Origin of the sequence: Salmonella sp. K21076, from assembly GCF_039650795.1 — a bacterium.
GTDB classification, from domain to species: Bacteria; Pseudomonadota; Gammaproteobacteria; order Enterobacterales; family Enterobacteriaceae; genus Salmonella; species Salmonella enterica.
On sequence record NZ_JBCLYA010000006.1, the window covers coordinates 1 to 18,701 of the forward strand.

At 53.5% G+C, this 18,701-nt stretch carries 17 protein-coding genes; 4 read left to right on the forward strand and 13 right to left on the reverse strand.

Annotated features, from left to right (window positions below; all coding sequences use genetic code 11):
* Positions 1-124: 124 nt before the first annotated feature.
* Complete coding sequence (locus AAYN39_RS01890) at positions 125-1,378, reverse strand: MFS transporter (protein WP_000091796.1); 1,254 nt, start codon at positions 1,376-1,378, stop codon at positions 125-127.
* Between the two features lie 119 nt (positions 1,379-1,497).
* On the opposite strand from AAYN39_RS01890, the gene AAYN39_RS01895 reads away from it, so the two are divergent.
* From AAYN39_RS01895 to bioD, 3 genes are all read left to right on the forward strand, one after another.
* Positions 1,498-2,397, forward strand: coding sequence for a LysR family transcriptional regulator (locus AAYN39_RS01895; protein ID WP_001019571.1), 900 nt, complete (start codon positions 1,498-1,500; stop codon positions 2,395-2,397).
* Between the two features lie 127 nt (positions 2,398-2,524).
* A complete protein-coding gene (mlc, locus tag AAYN39_RS01900; protein WP_000225089.1) occupies positions 2,525-3,745 on the forward strand; it encodes a sugar metabolism global transcriptional regulator Mlc in 1,221 nt (406 codons plus the stop codon).
* Between the two features lie 125 nt (positions 3,746-3,870).
* Positions 3,871-4,566 (forward strand): dethiobiotin synthase, encoded by a 696-nt coding sequence (gene bioD, locus AAYN39_RS01905; protein WP_000919236.1) that lies wholly within the window; start codon positions 3,871-3,873, stop codon positions 4,564-4,566.
* On the opposite strand, the gene clcB is transcribed toward bioD, so the two are convergent.
* From clcB to AAYN39_RS01960, 11 genes are all read right to left on the reverse strand, one after another.
* The gene (clcB, locus tag AAYN39_RS01910; protein ID WP_000554915.1) at positions 4,522-5,811 is read right to left on the reverse strand and encodes a voltage-gated ClC-type chloride channel ClcB; all 1,290 of its coding nucleotides are present in this window, start codon (positions 5,809-5,811) and stop codon (positions 4,522-4,524) included. The two genes, bioD and clcB, sit on opposite strands and share 45 nt — an antisense overlap.
* A 135-nt stretch (positions 5,812-5,946) precedes the next feature.
* On the reverse strand, positions 5,947-7,095 hold the full coding sequence (osmV, locus tag AAYN39_RS01915) for an osmoprotectant ABC transporter ATP-binding protein OsmV (RefSeq protein WP_000593089.1): 1,149 nt from the start codon (positions 7,093-7,095) through the stop codon (positions 5,947-5,949).
* Positions 7,095-7,742, reverse strand: a complete 648-nt coding sequence (gene osmW / locus AAYN39_RS01920; protein ID WP_000379676.1) for an osmoprotectant ABC transporter permease OsmW — start codon at positions 7,740-7,742, stop codon at positions 7,095-7,097. The genes osmV and osmW overlap by 1 nt, the downstream gene beginning before the upstream one ends.
* Before the next feature lie 9 nt (positions 7,743-7,751).
* Positions 7,752-8,654, reverse strand: a complete 903-nt coding sequence (gene osmX, locus AAYN39_RS01925; protein ID WP_001211196.1) for an osmoprotectant ABC transporter substrate-binding protein OsmX — start codon at positions 8,652-8,654, stop codon at positions 7,752-7,754.
* A gap of 28 nt (positions 8,655-8,682) precedes the next feature.
* The gene (gene osmY / locus AAYN39_RS01930) at positions 8,683-9,393 is read right to left on the reverse strand and encodes an osmoprotectant ABC transporter permease OsmY (RefSeq protein WP_000547814.1); all 711 of its coding nucleotides are present in this window, start codon (positions 9,391-9,393) and stop codon (positions 8,683-8,685) included.
* Between the two features lie 304 nt (positions 9,394-9,697).
* Positions 9,698-10,312, reverse strand: a complete 615-nt coding sequence (dmsD, locus tag AAYN39_RS01935) for a Tat proofreading chaperone DmsD (RefSeq protein ID WP_000206559.1) — start codon at positions 10,310-10,312, stop codon at positions 9,698-9,700.
* A 42-nt stretch (positions 10,313-10,354) separates the two neighbouring features.
* Positions 10,355-11,209 carry a dimethyl sulfoxide reductase anchor subunit family protein gene (locus AAYN39_RS01940; RefSeq protein WP_000534718.1) on the reverse strand — a complete coding sequence of 285 codons (855 nt, stop codon included), beginning with the start codon at positions 11,207-11,209 and terminating at the stop codon, positions 10,355-10,357.
* Position 11,210: 1 nt separating this feature from the next.
* Positions 11,211-11,828, reverse strand: coding sequence for a dimethylsulfoxide reductase iron-sulfur subunit DmsB (gene dmsB, locus AAYN39_RS01945; protein ID WP_000213070.1), 618 nt, complete (start codon positions 11,826-11,828; stop codon positions 11,211-11,213).
* 10 nt (positions 11,829-11,838) lie between these two features.
* Positions 11,839-14,274 (reverse strand): selenate/tellurate reductase subunit YnfF, encoded by a 2,436-nt coding sequence (gene ynfF / locus AAYN39_RS01950; RefSeq protein WP_000705268.1) that lies wholly within the window; start codon positions 14,272-14,274, stop codon positions 11,839-11,841.
* A 101-nt stretch (positions 14,275-14,375) separates the two neighbouring features.
* On the reverse strand, positions 14,376-16,814 hold the full coding sequence (ynfE, locus tag AAYN39_RS01955) for a selenate/tellurate reductase subunit YnfE (protein WP_001117601.1): 2,439 nt from the start codon (positions 16,812-16,814) through the stop codon (positions 14,376-14,378).
* 241 nt (positions 16,815-17,055) lie between these two features.
* Positions 17,056-17,280, reverse strand: coding sequence for a DUF1161 domain-containing protein (locus AAYN39_RS01960; protein ID WP_250697971.1), 225 nt, complete (start codon positions 17,278-17,280; stop codon positions 17,056-17,058).
* 103 nt (positions 17,281-17,383) lie between these two features.
* On the opposite strand from AAYN39_RS01960, the gene AAYN39_RS01965 reads away from it, so the two are divergent.
* Positions 17,384-18,094, forward strand: a complete 711-nt coding sequence (locus AAYN39_RS01965) for a YnfC family lipoprotein (protein WP_000743128.1) — start codon at positions 17,384-17,386, stop codon at positions 18,092-18,094.
* A gap of 40 nt (positions 18,095-18,134) precedes the next feature.
* Here the strand turns inward: AAYN39_RS01965 and speG are convergent, their stop codons facing one another.
* Positions 18,135-18,695: a spermidine N1-acetyltransferase gene (speG, locus tag AAYN39_RS01970; RefSeq protein WP_000199998.1), complete on the reverse strand. Its 561-nt coding sequence runs from the start codon at positions 18,693-18,695 to the stop codon at positions 18,135-18,137.
* Positions 18,696-18,701 lie beyond the last annotated feature (6 nt).

Below are 18,701 nucleotides of genomic sequence, written 5' to 3' on the forward strand. Positions count from 1 at the left end.
CCGTAAGTAACGAAGTTTGATGCAAATGTCAGATCGTATGCGCCTGTTAGGGCGCGGCTGGTAAGAGAGCCTTACAGGCGCATCAGAAAAACCTCCGGCTATGCCGGAGGATATTTATTTCTTTTCAGGCGTGAAGACGATGATGTAGCCGCGTCCCGACCAGGATGGCCAGCACCAGCATTAGCGCGATAAAACCACCTACGCCGTTCCAGCCGTAACTATGCCAGAATACACCGCCTAGCGTCCCGGCAATACTGGACCCCAGATAATAGCTGAAAAGATAAAGTGACGAGGCCTGTCCCTTCGCCCGGCGCGCACGCGGGCCAATCCAGCTACTGGCCACGGAGTGCGCGGCGAAAAAGCCGGCGGAAAAAAGCAGCATCCCGGCAAAAATCAGCCAAAGCGAGGTAAAAAGCGTCAGTAAAAGCCCGCCCAGCATTACTGCGGTAGAGAACAGCATCACCGGCCCCCGGCCATAGCGTGAGGTCATTGCGCCAGCTTTCGGCGAGCTCCATGTGCCGGTGAGATAGGCTACGGATAACAGTCCGACCACGGCCTGGCTTAATTCCCAGGGGGAGAGCATCAGGCGATAACCAATGTAGTTAAACAGGGTGACGAACGCGCCCATCAGTAAAAAACCTTCCGCAAACAGCAGTGGTAACCCTCGATCGCGCCAGTGGAGACGGAAATTAATAAATAGCGTTTTAGGCCGTAGCGACGTGGGACGGAAATGTTGCGAGGCAGGTAAAATCTTCCAGAACATCAGCGCGGACGCCAGCGCAAAGCATCCGATGGCCGCCAGCGCGATGCGCCAGTTAAAAAAGTCGGTCATGACGCCGCTTAATAAACGCCCGCTCATCCCGCCGATGGAATTACCGCTAATATAGAGCCCCATAGAGAAAGCGACAAAGCTGGGATGGATTTCTTCGCTCAGGTAGGTCATTCCCACCGCGGCGACGCCGCTTAACGACAGACCGATCAGCGCGCGCATAATCAGAATACCATGCCAGCTGGTCATCATGGTTGATAACAATGTGCAGCAGGAGGCTAATAACAAGGCGGTGACCATCACCGGTTTACGGCCTATCGCATCAGAAAGCGGGCCGGTAAAAAGTAAGCCGATAGCCAGCATGGCGGTAGAAATAGAAAGTGAAACGCTGCTGCTGGCGGGGGAGACGCCAAACTCCTGGGAAAGTACCGGTAGTATAGGCTGAACGCAATAAAGGAGTGCGAAAGTCGCCAGGCCCGCGGAAAAAAGAGCCAGCGTGACGCGCATGAAAGGCGCTGTACCGCGTTTAATAAATTGAACCGGCTGAGAATGGCGTTGTTCATCGATATCGCTCGCCGTGGCGTCATCGAGAATAGTTGTACGACTCACGTTAAATCCTTGCTTTACATCTCCGTCAACAGGAGACGGGTATAACCGACATGTAAAGCATAGAAAAAGCAAAATATTCTGTCTAATATATTAATTGTCTCAAATAAGACGTTAAAAATATGAATATCGAATTACGTCATTTACGTTACTTTGTGGCGGTAGCAGAAGAGCTGCATTTTGGTCGCGCCGCCGCGCGCCTCAATATCTCGCAGCCGCCGCTCAGTCAGCAGATACAAATTCTGGAGCAGCAGGTCGGTGCGCGATTACTGGCGCGGACCAACCGCAGCGTAGCGTTAACCGCCGCCGGGCGACAGTTTCTGGCGGATAGCCGACACATCCTGAGTCTGGTAAACGACGCCGCCGCTCGCGCCGAGCGGTTGCATCAGGGCGAAGCGGGCGAAATCCGTATTGGTTTTACGTCTTCAGCGCCTTTTATTCGGGCGGTATCGCATACCTTTTCGTTGTTCCGCCAGTCCTATCCGGGGGTGCATATGCAAACGCGTGAAATGAATACGCGTGAGCAAATCGCGCCGCTCAACGAAGGCGTACTGGATATTGGCTTGCTGCGGAATACGCCGCTGCCAGACACACTTAATCGCGAGGTGATTTTGCATGAGCCGCTTATGGCCATGATCCCGCGCGAACATCGGCTGGCGCAAAAGCCAGTCGTCAGTCTGACAGAACTGGCGGAAGAACCTTTCGTCTTTTTCGATCCGCATGTCGGGACGGGTCTCTACGACGATATTCTCGGCCTGATGCGGCGCTATAACCTGTCGCCGACCATCACGCAGGAGGTTGGCGAGGCAATGACTATTATCGGTCTGGTGGCGGCGGGACTGGGCGTCTCGATTCTGCCGGCATCCTTTAAGCGTGTACAGATGAGCGAGATGCGCTGGGTTCCCCTGGCAGAAGAGGACGCCGTATCTGAAATGTGGCTGGTATGGCCAAAGCATCATGAACAGAGTCATGCCGTACAGCGGTTTTGCCAACTGCTATTACTGGCTGCCCGACAGGATTAATTACGCTTAAAAAGGGTGAAAATGTGCAGTTAATCACACGGCTAAGCAAAAAGTTGACGGCGAGTATTGAAGTGTTTCACCATAGCACACAGATTATTTCGGAGCGCGAAAATAAAGGGAGTGAGCGGTGGTTGCTGATAGTCAGCCTGGGCATATCGATCAAATTAAGCAGACCAATGCTGGCGCAGTGTATCGCCTGATTGATCAGCTCGGACCGGTATCGCGAATTGACCTGTCTCGTCTGGCGCAGTTGGCGCCTGCCAGTATTACGAAAATTGTTCGCGAAATGCTGGAAGCGCATTTGGTTCAGGAACTTGAAATTAAAGAGGCGGGCAGTCGTGGACGTCCCGCCGTCGGGCTGATGGTGGAAACGGAAGCCTGGCACTATTTATCTATTCGTATTAGCCGTGGCGAAATTTTCCTTGCACTGCGCGATCTTAGCAGCAAACTGGTGGTAGAAGAGTGTCTGGCGCTGCCGTTAAACGAAGCTACGCCGTTGCTTGAGCGAATTATTACGCACGTTGATCGGTTTTTTACCCGCCATCAGCAGAAACTGGAGCGTTTGACCTCCATTGCCATTACGTTACCGGGCATTATCGATACCGAAAACGGTGTTGTGCACCGGATGCCGTATTACGAAGATGTCAAAGAGATGCCTTTGGGAGATGCGCTGGAGCGGCACACCGGCGTACCGGTTTACATTCAGCATGATATTAGCGCCTGGACGATGGCAGAGGCGCTTTTTGGCGCCTCACGCGGCGCGCGCGACGTTATCCAGGTGGTGATTGATCATAATGTGGGGGCGGGCGTTATCACCGACGGTCATTTGCTTCATGCGGGCAGTAGCAGTCTGGTAGAGATTGGGCATACCCAGGTCAATCCTTATGGTAAGCGCTGTTATTGCGGTAATCATGGCTGTCTGGAGACCATCGCCAGCGTCGATAGTGTGCTGGAACTTACGCAGCTTCGGCTTAATCAGTCGATAAGTTCAATGTTGCATGGCCAGCCGTTAACGGTAGATTCGCTGTGTCAGGCGGCGATGCAGGGAGATCTATTAGCAAAAGATATTATTAGCGGCGTTGGCGCGCATGTCGGACGCATTCTGGCTATCATGGTGAATTTATTTAATCCGCAAAAAATTCTTATTGGTTCGCCGCTAAGTAAAGCGGCTGATATTCTTTTTCCGGCCATTGCTGACAGTATCCGTCAGCAGGCGCTGCCCGCCTACAGTAGGAATACGGTAGTGGAAAGCACGCAGTTTACCAACCAGAGCACGATGGCCGGGGCGGCGTTGGTAAAAGACGCGATGTATAACGGCTCTTTGTTGATTCGTCTATTACAGGGTTAACATTTTTTAACTGTTGTACAAAAATTTGCGCTAACTCAAGCTGATTGCCCTTGCCATATCTTAGACTTTCTCCACTGTATTATTTTCCTGGCTTATATTTTCGAAGCATAACGGTGGAGTTAGTGATGCTGAAGCGTTTCTTTATTACAGGTACAGACACTTCTGTTGGGAAGACGGTGGTTTCCCGCGCATTACTACAAGCGTTATCGTCGGGTGGTAAGAGCGTTGCAGGGTATAAACCTGTCGCTAAAGGGAGCAAAGAGACTCCAGAAGGGATGCGCAACAAAGACGCTCTGGTATTGCAAAGCGTCTCTTCGCTGGAGTTGCCGTATGAGGCGATTAATCCGATCGCGTTAAGCGAAGAAGAAAGCAGCGTCGCGCATAGCTGTCCTATAAATTACACCTTGCTGTCCAACGGTCTGGCGAGTCTGAGCGATAAAGTGGACCACGTGGTTGTGGAGGGCACTGGTGGCTGGCGTAGTTTGATGAATGATTTACGTCCATTGTCCGAATGGGTGGTACAGGAACAGTTACCGGTATTGATGGTGGTGGGGATTCAGGAGGGGTGCATTAATCATGCGCTACTGACTGCGCAAGCTGTCGCTAATGATGGACTGCCCTTAATTGGCTGGGTGGCGAATCGTATCAATCCTGGCCTGGCGCATTATGCTGAAATTATTGATGTGCTTGGGAAAAAACTGCCAGCGCCGCTGATTGGCGAGTTACCGTACCTGCCGCGCGCCGAGCAGCGTGAGCTGGGGCAGTATATTCGTTTGTCAATGCTCGGCAGCGTGCTGGCGGTAGATAGAATCATGGCGTAACGTTCGCGAGAGCACTGACGCGACTACACAGGCAATCAGCAGACCGGGGAGTAACTGATACTCGCCGGTCATTTCACAAATCATCAGGGTGGACATTATCGGCGCATGAGTTGTCGCCGCCAGTAGCGTCGCCATACCCGCCAGCCCCAATAAAATCGCTATTTCATCCGAGCCTGGCAGCCAGAATCCCCATATCCGACCCAGAAACATTCCAATGGATAATCCGACAAATAATGTTGGCGTAAAGACGCCGCCCGGCGCGCCAGACCCGCTGCTGGCGAGCACCGCCAGGATTTTGCACGCAAAAATTCCGCCAATCAGCGAGAATAGCGGCGGGGAGAGCAAAAATGATTGTACGACGCTATAGCCGTTTCCCCATACCGTGGGCGTGAGTAACGACAGTAATCCGACAATAAGCCCGCCCAACGCCAGTTGCCAGGGCGGGGACAGTTTTAAGCGTAAGAAACTATTATGGCTGGCCGTCATCAGCCACATCAGCAACGGACCCCACAGACCGGCGACCAGACCGGTACTGACTATCATGACGTACTCCCGCGCGTAGAGATCAACGGTCAGATGTACGGTATAGAGTAGTGAATCGCTACCGTTTAATACATGGGTGGTTAGCAGGGCGACGACGGCGGAAACGACAACCGGGCCGAGGGAAGCCAGCATTAAGGTACCGAACAGGATCTCCGCGATAAACAGGCTGCCCGCCAGCGGCGCATGGTAAGCGCCCGCCATGCCCGCAGCGGCGCCGCTGGCGATCCATAATTTCCATTCCTCACGCGGCGTGAAGCGTCGGGCAAAGCTGGACGCCGCCAGCGCGGCGAGGAGGATCATTGCGCCTTCGCGACCAATTGCGCTGCCGCTGACCACGACCAGCAGCGAGGCCAGCGATTTCACCAGACTGGCGCCAACGTCAAATTGCCCGTCGGTTTGCAATGCTTCCATATAGTCAGTGGGCGCATGGGGGCGCTGTTGGTTCATTTTTTGCCACCCCCACAGCAACAGACCAGCGGCCAGGCCGCCAAGCGCCGGCGTAATCAGCCGTCGCCAGGGCGAAAGCCCCTCAGCCGCATTCACCAGACTGCCGGTGTCATTACTCAGGAAAATCCACTCCAGCAATTGCATCGCATGACGGAAGGCGGCGACAGCCAGCGCCGCGAGAATACCGATGAGCGTAGCGATCAGCAGGCGACGAAACATCGCGCGCAGATCCGGGTAAGCGTGTAAACGATGCATGAGCGGGTAAACAGGGAGTTTCAGGATAGCCTATTCTGCGGGGAAATGGCGTCAGACGCAAAAGCACTATGTGCGATATAATATTGCGTACAATAATGATACTGCCGGATAGCGAGAGGCGATCCGGCGGCAACGTTAGCTGCTTTCGTGAATATTTAGCGCCCGACGAGTGCGGCCTGAGCTGAGATAATCGGCGATGTAATCCTGAGAGATTTCACCGTTATAGCGTCCGTCTTCATCAACGATCGGCATCCAGCTGGTATTACTTTCGTACAATCTGGACAGCACAATACGCAGATTATCTTCCGCTTTGCCCGTAATACGGAAAGGATGGGTGATATCGGCGCAGATTCCGCTGGCGTTCCGCGCCTCCCGGCGCTTCACAAATCCCAGTGGCTTACCGTCGTTGTCAATGACGGTAATGGCGCGAATATCGTGATCATCCATAATGCCGAACGCCTCGCTTAACGGCATGGAAGGCCGCGCGGTAATGGTTGGCTGTTGGTCGGTCACATCGCCTGCGGAGACCAGTAGCAAACGCTTTAACGTTCTGTCCTGACCGACAAACGACCCGACAAACTCGTTAGCCGGCTTGGCCAGCAGTTCATCAGGACTGGCGCACTGTACAATTCGCCCCTGACGGAACACGGCGATACGGTCGCCGAGTTTTAGCGCTTCGTCGATATCATGGCTGACCAGCATCACGGTCTTTTTTAGCTTACGCTGCATATCCAGAAACTGGTTCTGGATCACTTCGCGGTTAATGGGGTCCACCGCGCCGAAGGGCTCATCCATCAGCAGTACCGGCGGATCGGCGGCCAGAGCGCGGATCACGCCAATACGCTGTTGCTGTCCCCCGGACATCTCCTTTGGATAGCGATGCAGAAATTTTCTGGCATCCAGCGCCACCATGTCCATCAACTCTTCGGCGCGTTGCTTGCAGCGCGCTTTGTCCCAACCCAACATGCGCGGCACAACGGTAATATTTTCTTCAATCGTCATATTAGGAAACAGGCCGATCTGTTGGATAACATACCCAATATTGCGGCGTAGCGTTACCGTATCCATATCGTTGGTATTCTCGCCGTTGATAAGAATATTACCGCTGCTGGGCGCGATCAGCCGGTTGATCATCTTTAACGTGGTGGTTTTGCCGCAGCCGGAGGGACCGAGTAAGACGCACATTTCGCCTTCCGGCACGTTCAGGTTGACGTTGTCGACGGCTTTTAGCGGCTGACCCTTTTTCTGTACAAATTGTTTGGTGAGATTTTCCAGTTTTATCATTATCGTATCCCCTTAGGTGCCAGTACGACTTGCAGACGATGCAACAGCCAGTCAAGTACAATTGCCAGTAGACAGATCATCAGCGCGCCGGCAATTAACATGCGAATATCGCTGCCGCTAATGCCGTTTAACAGTAGCAGCCCCAGACCGCCGGCGCCGATCACCGCGGCAATCGCCATCACGCCGATATTCATCACTACCGCGGTGCGGATACCCCCGAAAATAACCGGTAGGGCCATTGGGATTTCGACCCAGCGCAGCCGTTGCCAGAAAGTCATACCGATGCCGCGTCCCGCTTCACGCAGACCGGGCGGCAAACTATCAAGCGCAGTATGGGTATTCCGGACAATCGGCAGTAAAGAGTAGAGAAAAACGGCCGTCACAGCGGGCAGAACGCCAATACCATGCCCGATCAGCGAAAAGAGCGGGATCATTAATCCAAACAGCGCGATAGACGGAATGGTAAGAAGTAGCGTGGCGGCGCCCAATACCGGCGTTGCCAGCCATTTGTGGCGTACAATCAAAACGCCTAACGGTACGCCGATGATAATCGCCAGACCGACGGCCAGCGCGACTAGCCAGAGATGCTGAAAGGTAAGGCTGGCGAGATAGCCTGCGTTATCCAGCATATAATGTATCGTATCCATAGGCGCTCCTTACAGCAGACCTTTGTCCTGCAAAAATTGATGGGCTACCTGTTGCGGCGTGCGATGCTCGATATCGACCTGGGCGTTTAGGGTCGATATCACATCGTTATTGAGCAGGCCGGAAAGGGTGTTTAAGGCGTCATCAAGACCAGGATTGGCTTCCAGCACCTCTTTACGCACCACGGGCGTGACAGCGTAACTTGGAAAGAAGCCTTTATCATCTTCCAACACTTTCAGATCAAACCCTTTCACCCGTCCGTCGGTGGTATAGACCAGCCCGGCGTCAACCAGTCCATCCCGAACGGCGTTATAGACCAGCCCTGGGTCCATCTGTCGTATTTGCGGGCGATCGAGCTGCATCTGGTAGGCTTGCTGAAGGGGCTTCATCCCGTCGCTGCGCCCGGCAAATTCCAGATCGAGGCCGAGCATCCAGTTGTGGTCAGGATCGTTCTGCCGGACTTGTTCGATTTTTGCCACCATTTGCGAGATGGTGGTGATATTTTCCGACTCGGCGCGTTTACGCTGCATCGCGAACGCGTAAGTATTGTTCATGTCAGCCGGTTTGAGCCATACCAGGCCCAGCTTCGCATCCAGGCGTTTTACCGTGTCGTAGGTTTCCTGTGGACTCATGCGCTTATCGATACGGTTGAAAATAATCAGCGATGTACCGGTATATTCCCAGGTAATATCAATTTGTTTATTCACCATCGCATTACGTGAAATCACCGCGGCGATATTGGTTTGCGGCTGAACCTGAAAGCCTTTCTTCTGCAAATACTGAACGGTCATAGCGGAAAGAATATGCTGCTCGGTAAAGCTTTTGGTGGCGAGAACCAGCGGCGCGGCCTGCGTCTGGCTACTGAACAACAGCGTTGTGGCAAGCCATCCCAACAGGTGTTTTTTGAATCTCATTTAACGCTCCTTATTGTTATTTATGCGTTCAGACGGTATGAGGGCTAAGGCGTCGCCCAAACCAGGCAAGCAGAGTGTCAAGAATCAGCGCGAATAACGCCGTGGCCGTTGCGCCGAGAATCAACGTCGGAAAATCGTTGAGATAAATCCCCGGAAAAATCAGCTCGCCGTAGCTGCTGGCGCCGATCAGAAAGGCCAGCGGCGCGGTGCCGACATTGATGGCGGTCGCGATGCGAATACCGGACAGCATCACTGGCCACGCATTAGGTAGCTCTACCTGGCGAAGCCGCTGCCATTTTGTCATCCCAATCCCGTTCGCCGCTTCAATCAGTGAGGCGGGAACGGAACAGAGGCCTGCATAGGTATTGCGGACGATAGGCAGAAGAGAAGCCAGAAATAGCGCGACAATGGCGGGCGTATCGCCGATCCCGATAATCACCATCGCTAAGGCCAGGACGGCCAGTGGCGGCAAGGTATTACCAACATTAAAGATTTGCATGACATATTCAGCAAATCCTTTTGCCGCAGGTCGGCTGAGTAAAATCCCGCTCGGGATACCGACCAGTAAAGCAAAAAACATGGACGTAAAGACCAGCATCAAATGCCGTTGTCCGAGATACAGCAGATCGACCTGACGCGCTTTCAGCGTCTCCAGACCGATTCCCCAGATAAACAGCGCCAGTAACAGCAGAATGACGATAGTGAACCCAAGTACGCGTTTTAGGGTGAGGATGTGCATTGCGGTGTGTCTCCCTGTTTGCATGTGTTATGGCGACGTTAAGAGTCGCGTGTTGTTATGCCATGTTCCGGCAGGGTGCTTTGAGCTATAGCAACAGGTTGGGAAGGATTCCAGCGGAGCGTGATGTTTAACACTGTTAAACATCTATTAACAATTATGTTTTGCCCTTATGCGGCTTAGCGTGAACATTCACGATAAAGAATTATCTTAAAAATAGAAGCGAGGTGTGACGTTGTCACTTTTTGTAGGTAAAAATAGGCCACAATGGGAGAAAAGGCAGGTAAAATCCTGCCTTTTGTGGGGATTAACGGAATAACGGTTTTACAGCGACGGGAATAATGAGTTGAGCTTGCCATTGCGCCAGAGTCAGACGCGCCAGTTGCCCCAACGCCTGATAAAACGGATGCCCGGCATGATCGATAAATACGTCCAGAAAGCGGGGCGACCACGGAAACAGATGCCAGGCCAGGAGTTGTTCGCATTCATGATGACGGCCATTCTCGGCAAGCCAGGCCGCCAGCAACAACAGCGCCCCAAAATGATCTTCTGGCTCGTTTTGCTGCATTTCAAACTGAATCCCGTTTTCGCGCATCCACTGACGTAGCGCCAACGTAGAATCGCCAAATAATACGCTCTCACGATCCAGCCAGACGGAACCCCACGGCGGAGACGGCAGAGCGTAAGGGCCGATAAACAGGCGCTGCCAGGCTTGTGGCAACGACTCTTCGCTGTGGGTCTTAAACATAGCCGCCACAGGTGCAAGCGCCTCGGCATCAAGCGGCCACTGCGCCTGCCAGTCGTCGTTTAATAGCGCCTGGACCAGAGGAGCGGTTTCGTGGCTTTCCGGCGAATAATAAAACAACGCGCCAAGAACACGCGCCGTTACTGCAAAATCATCACGTTGTAAAAAAGTGGTCATTCAAACAATCCCGAAAGGTGCGGGTCGCCCCGCACGCATAAATTAACCTGCGACGGCCATACCTACGGTCATATGCAGGCCATAAAAAAGTCCGCGGCCAATAATTTCGCCCGCCAGCACCAGTACGACACCGAGCAGCAAACCAACGGTATGCGGTTCGCGGCGACGGATTAGTGGACATAGCCAGCAACCTAATCCGGCAGCAAGCAAGACAATGCGCCAGACCTGTAGCATACCGTAATCCGGTGCGAGATGGCTGGCCTGTTGCACGGAACTGTGAATGGCTGAGAGGGACAGTCCCTGTAGTACGATGACCGCCACGCACACCACCAACGCCAGGCCGCTAATACTGGCAAACGTCACGCTGCAAAATGGGACGCGCGCGATGCGTAGCAGTAGCGCCGCAAACACCGGACCGCACAGGAATGCCGTGAGGAAAAAGGCCAGCGTGGTGTAGCCATTATACCAGGTTGGCACGGTATCTATCTGATAAACGAGCGTCATTGCCCAGATGAATGCAACGCCGAGCGCCATACTGACCAGCAGCCACACTTTACCCAGCGCCGGGGGCATTTTACCGAGTACCGCCACCAGCCACCAGATGCCGCCTACGGCAAAGAACACCGATCCTGCGGCGATTTCATTACTCAGTGCGGAAGCGCCTACGCGGTTAAGCGAGTTAAACGCGCGCATCGGCAAGCCGAGATGCATAATCGACGCGAGGAATCCCAGTCCCATCACCAGCCACAGAAAAAACATGCTGCGCACGATGCGTTGTTTTGCCACATCGTCTTTGGTGGTTAACCAGCCATATCCACTCACGATCAGCGCCCCGGCCACACATTGACCCAGCACCGTAAACAGGACCAGCGGCCATTCATGCCATCCACTTCCCATCTTATACCTCCTTCGGATTGGCCAGATAACCGGTGGTGTCCCCGGTCGGGCGGCTGTTGGCGTTGGGTTTAATCACAATATTCGGCTTCGTGAAATGCGTGCGCGGCAACGGCGCGACGGCAGCCAGCTCACCGTGTTTTTTGCGCAGTTCGTCTATCGGGCCGAAATCCAGCGCCCGCAGCGGGCAGGATTCCACGCAAATCGGTTTCTTGCCTTCCGCCACCCGGTCATAACAGCCGTCGCACTTGGTCATATGACCTTTGGCCGCGTTGTACTGCGGCGCGCCGTACGGGCAGGCCATGTGGCAGTAGCGGCAGCCGATACAGACCTCTTCATTCACCACCACAAAACCGTCATCGCGCTTGTGCATCGCGCCGCTCGGGCAGACTTTGGTACAGGCCGGGTCTTCGCAGTGGTTACAGGAGATGGAGAGATAGTAGGCAAAGACGTTCTGGTGCCAGACGCCGTTATCTTCCTGCCAGTCACCGCCCGCATACTCATAAATGCGGCGGAAGCTGACGTCGGGAGTGAGATCTTTGTAGTCCTTGCAGGCCAGTTCGCAGGTTTTGCAACCGGTGCAACGGCTGGAATCAATAAAAAATCCATACTGGGTTGTCATCGGTTACTCCTTACGCCTTTTCAACCTGAACAAGATTACTGTGTGACGGATTACCTTTCGCCAGTGGGGAAGGCCGGTGCGACGTCAGAATGTTAATGGAGCCGCCGCGATCGACTTTGTCGCCAAACATGTCGGCATTTAACCAGGCGCCCTGGCCGATAGCGGTGACGCCAGGCAATATGCGCGGCGTGACTTTTGCCGGAATGAGCATCTCTCCATTCTGGTTAAAGACCCGCACGGTGTCGCCGTGCTGAATGCCGCGCGCTTGCGCATCAATCGGGTTGATCCAGATCTCCTGCGGACACGCCTGTTGCAGGACGTCGATATTGCCGTAGCTGGAGTGGGTACGCGCTTTATAGTGGAAGCCGGTTAGCTGTAGCGGGTAGCGCTGACGAAGCGGATCGTCCCAACCGTCAAAGCCTGGCGTATAGGCGGGTAAAGGATGGATAATCTCATCTTTCTTCAGCTCCCACGTGTTGGCGAGGGTTGCCAGACGCTCGGAATAGATTTCGATTTTACCGGACGGCGTTTTCAGTGGGTTGGCGGCAGGGTCTTCGCGGAATGAGCGGAAAGCGACGTAGTGCTCCTCCGGGCATTTTTTCTTGAAAATCCCTGTCTGTTTCATCTCTTCGTAATCCGGCATTTCCGGGTTACGCGCTTTGGTTTTTGCGTGCAGGTATTTGACCCACTCATGCTGCGTGCGGCCTTCTGTGAAGGTCTGGTATACGTCCGGACCAAGCCGTTTAGCCACTTCACTGAGCGTCCAGTAAATGGGCTTTCTTTCAAATTTCGGCGAGGTGGCGGGCTGACCAAGAATGACATAGCCCATATTGCCTGCGGATTCGTGGGAAATCAGATCTTCCTGCTCGGTCGGCATTAAATCAGGCAGCAGAATGTCGCAATATTTTGCCGACGCGGTCATAAAGTGCTCGATGCCGACGATCATTTCACATTTACTGTCGTCCTGAAGCACCTCGTGGGTGTGGGCGATATCGCCATGCTGATTGATCAGCGTATTACTGGCGTAGCACCACAAAAATTTGATCGGCACGTCGAGCTTGTCTTTTCCCCGCACGCCGTCGCGTGTGGCGGTCATTTCCGCGCCATGATCGATAGCGTCGGTCCAGGTAAAGACCGAAATCTGGGTTTTTACCGGGTTCTCCAGCATAGGAAACCATTCGACGCCCAGATCCCAGGTGCCTTCGCGCACGCCGGAATTACCGCCATTTATGCCGACGTTACCGGTGAGTACAGACAACATGGCGATTGCGCGTGCGGTCTGCTCCCCGTTAGAGTGGCGTTGCGGTCCCCAGCCCTGGCAAATGTAAGCCGGTTTCGCCGAGCCGATTTCCCGCGCCAGTTGAATGATTTTTTCCGCCGGAATACTGGTAATCTGCGCGGCCCATTGCGGCGTTTTAGCAATACCGTCTTCGCCCTGACCCAAAATATAGGCTTTATAGTGCGCGTTACGCGGGGCCGAGGCGGGCAGAGTGGTTTCGTCGTAGCCGATGCAGTATTTATCCAGAAACGGTTTATCAATAAGATCTTCGGTAATCAGCACCCAGCCGATTGCCGCCGCCAGCGCGCCATCGGTACCTGGGCGAATCGGCAGCCACTCGTCTTCGCGGCCGGCAGCAGTGTCGTTATAACGCGGGTCAATGACGATCATCCGGGCGTTGGAGCGTTCGCGCGCCTGTTCGACATAGTATGTCACGCCGCCGCCGCTCATACGTGTTTCCGCGGGGTTATTGCCAAACATCACCACCAGTTTTGTATTGGCGATATCATCCGGACTGTTGCCGTCGTTGCCGCCGAACATATAGCTCATGGCCGCGCTGATTTGGGCGGTGCTGTAGCTACCGTAACGGCTGAGATAGCCGCCGCAGGCGTTCATCAGGCGATACGGTACGTTAGAATTGGTAATATTGCCGCCGTCCACGCCGGTACCGTAAAGGACATGTACCGCTTCGTTGCCGTAGTCCTTGAGGATGCGTTTAAGGTTATCGCCGATGGTATCCAACGCTTCATCCCAACTGATACGTTCGAATTTGCCTTCTCCTCGTTTACCAACGCGTTTCATCGGATATTTCAGGCGATCGGGATGATTCATCCGGCGACGAATAGAACGACCGCGCAGGCAGGCGCGTACCTGATGGTTGCCATATTCATCGTTGCCCGTGGTATCTGATTCAACCCAATATACGGTGTCATCTTTTACGTGCAGGCGCAGCAGGCAGCGGCTGCCGCAGTTAACGGTACATGAACTCCAGACCGCTTTTTCTGCCATATTGCCAGATGCGAGGTCTGCTGCGGCGTGGGCGATGCGGGAGAACGGAAGGGTGAAAGCGCTACTGGCAAGCGCAAGGCTACCGATAGCGGAGGTTTTCACCAGGCTTCGTCGGCTGATACTGGCCGCCATTAATGCCTCAGGGTTGGTGATTTTCATAACAGCTCCTCACTATGCTCATCCAAAAAAGAGTTTTAAATGTCGTTGTGTTCGCAAAACGGGGAGCTCCGGGCGCGTAAAAACGCCCCGGAGCAGGCGGCTTAGATTTTTTCGATTTCCACCAGATTTGTATGTTGAGGATTCCCTTTTGCCAGGGGGGAAGGACGCAGCGTCGTGAGCGTATTGATGCAGGCGCCGTGGTCAATTTTATCGCCAGCCATATCCGCATTATGCCATGCGCCCTGACCCATCGCGCTGACGCCCGGCAGAATACGCGGCGTGACCTTGGCGGGTAGACGCACTTCTCCACGATCGTTAAAGACGCGAACCTTATCGCCATTCGCGATACCACGTTTTTGCGCATCAAGCGGATTTATCCACACCTCCTGGCGACAGGCGGCCTGCAGAACATCAATATTGCCGTAGCTTGAATGGGTACGGGATTTATAGTGAAAGCCAAACAGCTGTAGCGGGAAGGTGCTCCGCTTCGGATCGTCCCATCCTTCAAAAGTAGGGGTATAAATCGGCAGTGGGCTTATCACGTCGCCTTCCGCCAGCTCCCAGGTACTGGCGATGTGAGCGAGTTTGCTTGAGTAGATTTCGATTTTACCGGACGGCGTTTTTAACGGATTGGCCTGCGGATCTTCACGAAATTTTTTATAGGCGACAAAGTGGCCGTTGGGATCTTTGCGTTTATAGATGCCCATTTTTTTTAGCTCGTCATACGCGGGCAATGCCGGATCTCTTGCCTGCATTTTGGCGTACAGATATTGCAGCCATTGCGCCTGGGTACGGCCTTCGGTAAACCGCTGATACACATCGTCACCGAGGCGTCTGGCGATTTCGCTGAGTACCCAGTAGATGGGCTTGCGTTCAAACTTAGGCGTCGTCGCCGGTTGGATAAAAATCAGATATCCCATATTGCCGGCGTAATCATTGGGGATGATATCTTCCTGTTCGACGGTCATGAGATCCGGCAGTAAAATATCGGCGTACTTCGCGGAAGAGGTCATAAAATTGTCGATGACCACAATCATTTCGCATTTTGCTTCATCCTGAAGAATTTCATGGGTTTTATTAATATCCGAATGCTGATTAATCAGGGTGTTGCCAGCGTAGTTCCATAGAAATTTGATCGGGACATCCAGCTTATCTTTGCCGCGTACGCCGTCGCGCAGGGCGGTCATTTCCGGGCCGCGCGCAATGGCGTCCGTCCAGCTAAAGCAGGAGATGGCGGTTTTAACGGGATTCTCCAGGACCGGCAGACGTTCAATGGTAATGGTGTAAGTGGATTCGCGTGCGCCGCCATTACCGCCATGAATGCCGACGTTGCCGGTCAGAATCGGAAACATGGCGATGGCGCGAGCGGTTTGTTCGCCGTTCGCCTGACGCTGCGGGCCCCAACCCTGACAGATGTAGGCCGGCTTGACGCTACCTATCTCGCGCGCCAGTTTGATAATCCGATCGGCGGGGATGCCGGTAATGTGTGACGCCCACTGCGGCGTTTTGGCGATACCGTCCTCGCCCTGGCCCAAAATATAAGCCTTATAATGGCCATTGGGGGGGGCGTCAGCCGGAAGGGTCTTTTCATCGTAGCCGATGCAATAGTTGTCGAGAAAAGGCTGGTCAACGAGATTTTCGTTAATCAATACCCAGGCAATTCCCGCCACCAGCGCGGCGTCGGTGCCGGGGCGAATAGGTATCCACTCGTCTTCACGTCCGGCAGCGGTATCGGTATAGCGCGGATCTATCACGATCATGCGCGCATTTGAGCGTTCACGCGCTTGCTCCAGAAACCAGGTAATGCCGCCGCCGCTCATGCGTGTTTCAGCCGGATTATTGCCGAACATGACCACCAGTTTACTGTTTTCGATATCAGATGTGCTGTTGCCGTCGTTGGATCCATAGGTGTAGGGCATGGCGCAAGAAATTTGCGCGGTACTGTATGAGCCGTATTGATTCAACGAACCGCCGTAGCAGTTCATCAAACGCTTCACCGGCGAGGCGGAAGGCGACGAGCGGGTTATGTTGCCGCCTACGATGCCGGATGAATAGTGGATATAAACGGCTTCATTGCCGTAGATCTCTACGGTCTTTTTCAGGCTGGCGCTAATGGTGTCCAGCGCTTCCTGCCAGCTAATGCGTTCAAATTTGCCTTCGCCGCGGCGGCCAACGCGTTTCATGGGATAGTTAAGGCGATCCGGATGGTTAATGCGCCGACGGATTGAACGGCCCCGCAGACAGGCGCGAACCTGATGATTGCCGTAGACATCGTCGCCAGTGTTATCAGTTTCAACCCACCAGACTTCATTATCTTTTACATGCAGACGCAGGGCGCAGCGACTGCCGCAGTTGACCGAACAGGCGCCCCAGACGATTTTATCTTCTTCGTTGCGCATAGCCTGCTGCACCGCCGCGGCCGCGGTACGCATCCCAAACGGTAAAGATACGCCTCCGGCAGCCAGCGCCAGTGAGCCAAGCGCCGCTGATTTCACTAACGTCCTGCGGCTAACGCCTGTTTGCTGCTTTTCTCCGGGCATCACTCACTCCATTGTCGTTATCGTTTCGCTATATATTAATGACTATAGCGAAATTATTAACATGCTAATGATGTAATGAGTTTACCCCTTTGGGAGTAAGGATTATTAATCCATGTCAAAGAGCGTTACCCTCCGGACCCGGAGGGCAGGAGGAGGTTATTGTGGTTCGGCGGATGAACCGTCCTGAGCGGGAGAGGTATTGGCTGGCGCATTGCCGCTGCTGGTGCGGGTATAAAGAATTTTATGCGTGTCGTTCGCGCAATGGCCCACCACCTGTGAGTCCGGCTGATCGGCCTGGTCGTATAGGAACGATAGTGAGCGTAAAATTATCCGCCGGCACGCCGTTATTGATGATACGTTGTTCGATATCGCTTTTTACTCTCTCGCACGATCCCGGTGCCGCCATCACCAGCGAGGGGGCGCTGACTAACGCCAGAGCGGCTATTGCAGTTGCGATTTTCATCATGAACTCCTGTGATTAATGACGATGTTCTAAGCTTAGCATTTTTCGTGTAAATAACTGTATTTGCTAATATGATGATAAATATCTTTTCATCCTGGTGACACGCGTGAAGAAACCCCTTTTACTGACGTTATTGTGCATGATACTGGCAGGTTGTGATAACCCGAAATCCCCCGAGTCTTTTACGCCGGAAATGGCCAGTTTTTCGAACGAATTTGATTTTGATCCATTACGTGGTCCGGTAAAGGATTTCAGCCAGACGTTGATGAGTGAGAATGGCGAAGTGGCGAAGCAGGTCACCGGTACGCTTTCACAGGAAGGCTGTTTTGATACGCTTGAGTTACACGATCTGGAGAATAATACGGGGCTGGCGCTCGTGCTGGATGCTAATTATTACCGGGATGCTCAGACGCTGGAAAAAAAGGTGCAGTTACAGGGGAAGTGCCAGCTGGCGGCGTTGCCTTCGGCGGGCGTGACTTGGGAAACGGACGACAACGGTTTTGTGGTATCGGCGACGGGCAAAGAGATGAAGGTCGAGTACCGCTATGATAGCGAAGGTTATCCGTTAGGTAAGACAACCATAAACTCGCAGAATACGCTCTCTGTGACGGCAAAACTCTCCACGGACTCCCGTAAAAAGCTGGATTATACGGCAGTCAGCCGGGTGGATGATCGACAGGTCGGCAACGTCACACAGAGCTGCGAATATGATGCGTACGCGAACCCTGTTGACTGCCGGCTTGTTATCGTCGATGAGAGCGTTAAGCCGGCAGTGTCCCACCATTACACCATTAAAAATCGTATCGATTACTACTAAACCGGGCGCGGTGCGACTCTCCGTGACTACCGCGCCGCGCTTACTGCGCGGTGGGTTTCAGGAGCGTAGAACTGGACGTTTTATGTTCATCCAGATACTGCTGCTGGAAGATACACATGCGGATGGTGTTACGGTATTCGCCGTTAATGAAGAACTCATGAATCAGCTCGCCTTCTACTCTAAACCCGAGTTTACGGTAGATGTGAATCGCTTTTTCATTCTCTTTATCGACGATCAAATACAATTTATAGAGATTGAGTACGGTAAATCCGTAATCCATCGCCAGTTTGGCCGCGCGTGACGCCAGGCCTTTTCCCTGGTACTCCGGCGAAATAATAATCTGAAATTCCGCCCGCCGATGCACATGGTTAATTTCCACCAGTTCTACCAGTCCGGCGTTTTCACCGTCGCATTCGACGACAAAGCGCCGTTCGCTTTGGTCGTGGATGTGTTTGTCGTAGAGATCCGACAGTTCGACAAAAGCCTCATACGGCTCTTCAAACCAGTAACGCATAACGCTGGCATTATTATCAAGCTGGTGGACAAATCGTAAATCTTCACGCTCAAGCGGGCGCAGTCTGACCTTGTAGTCACTTGTCATACTGTA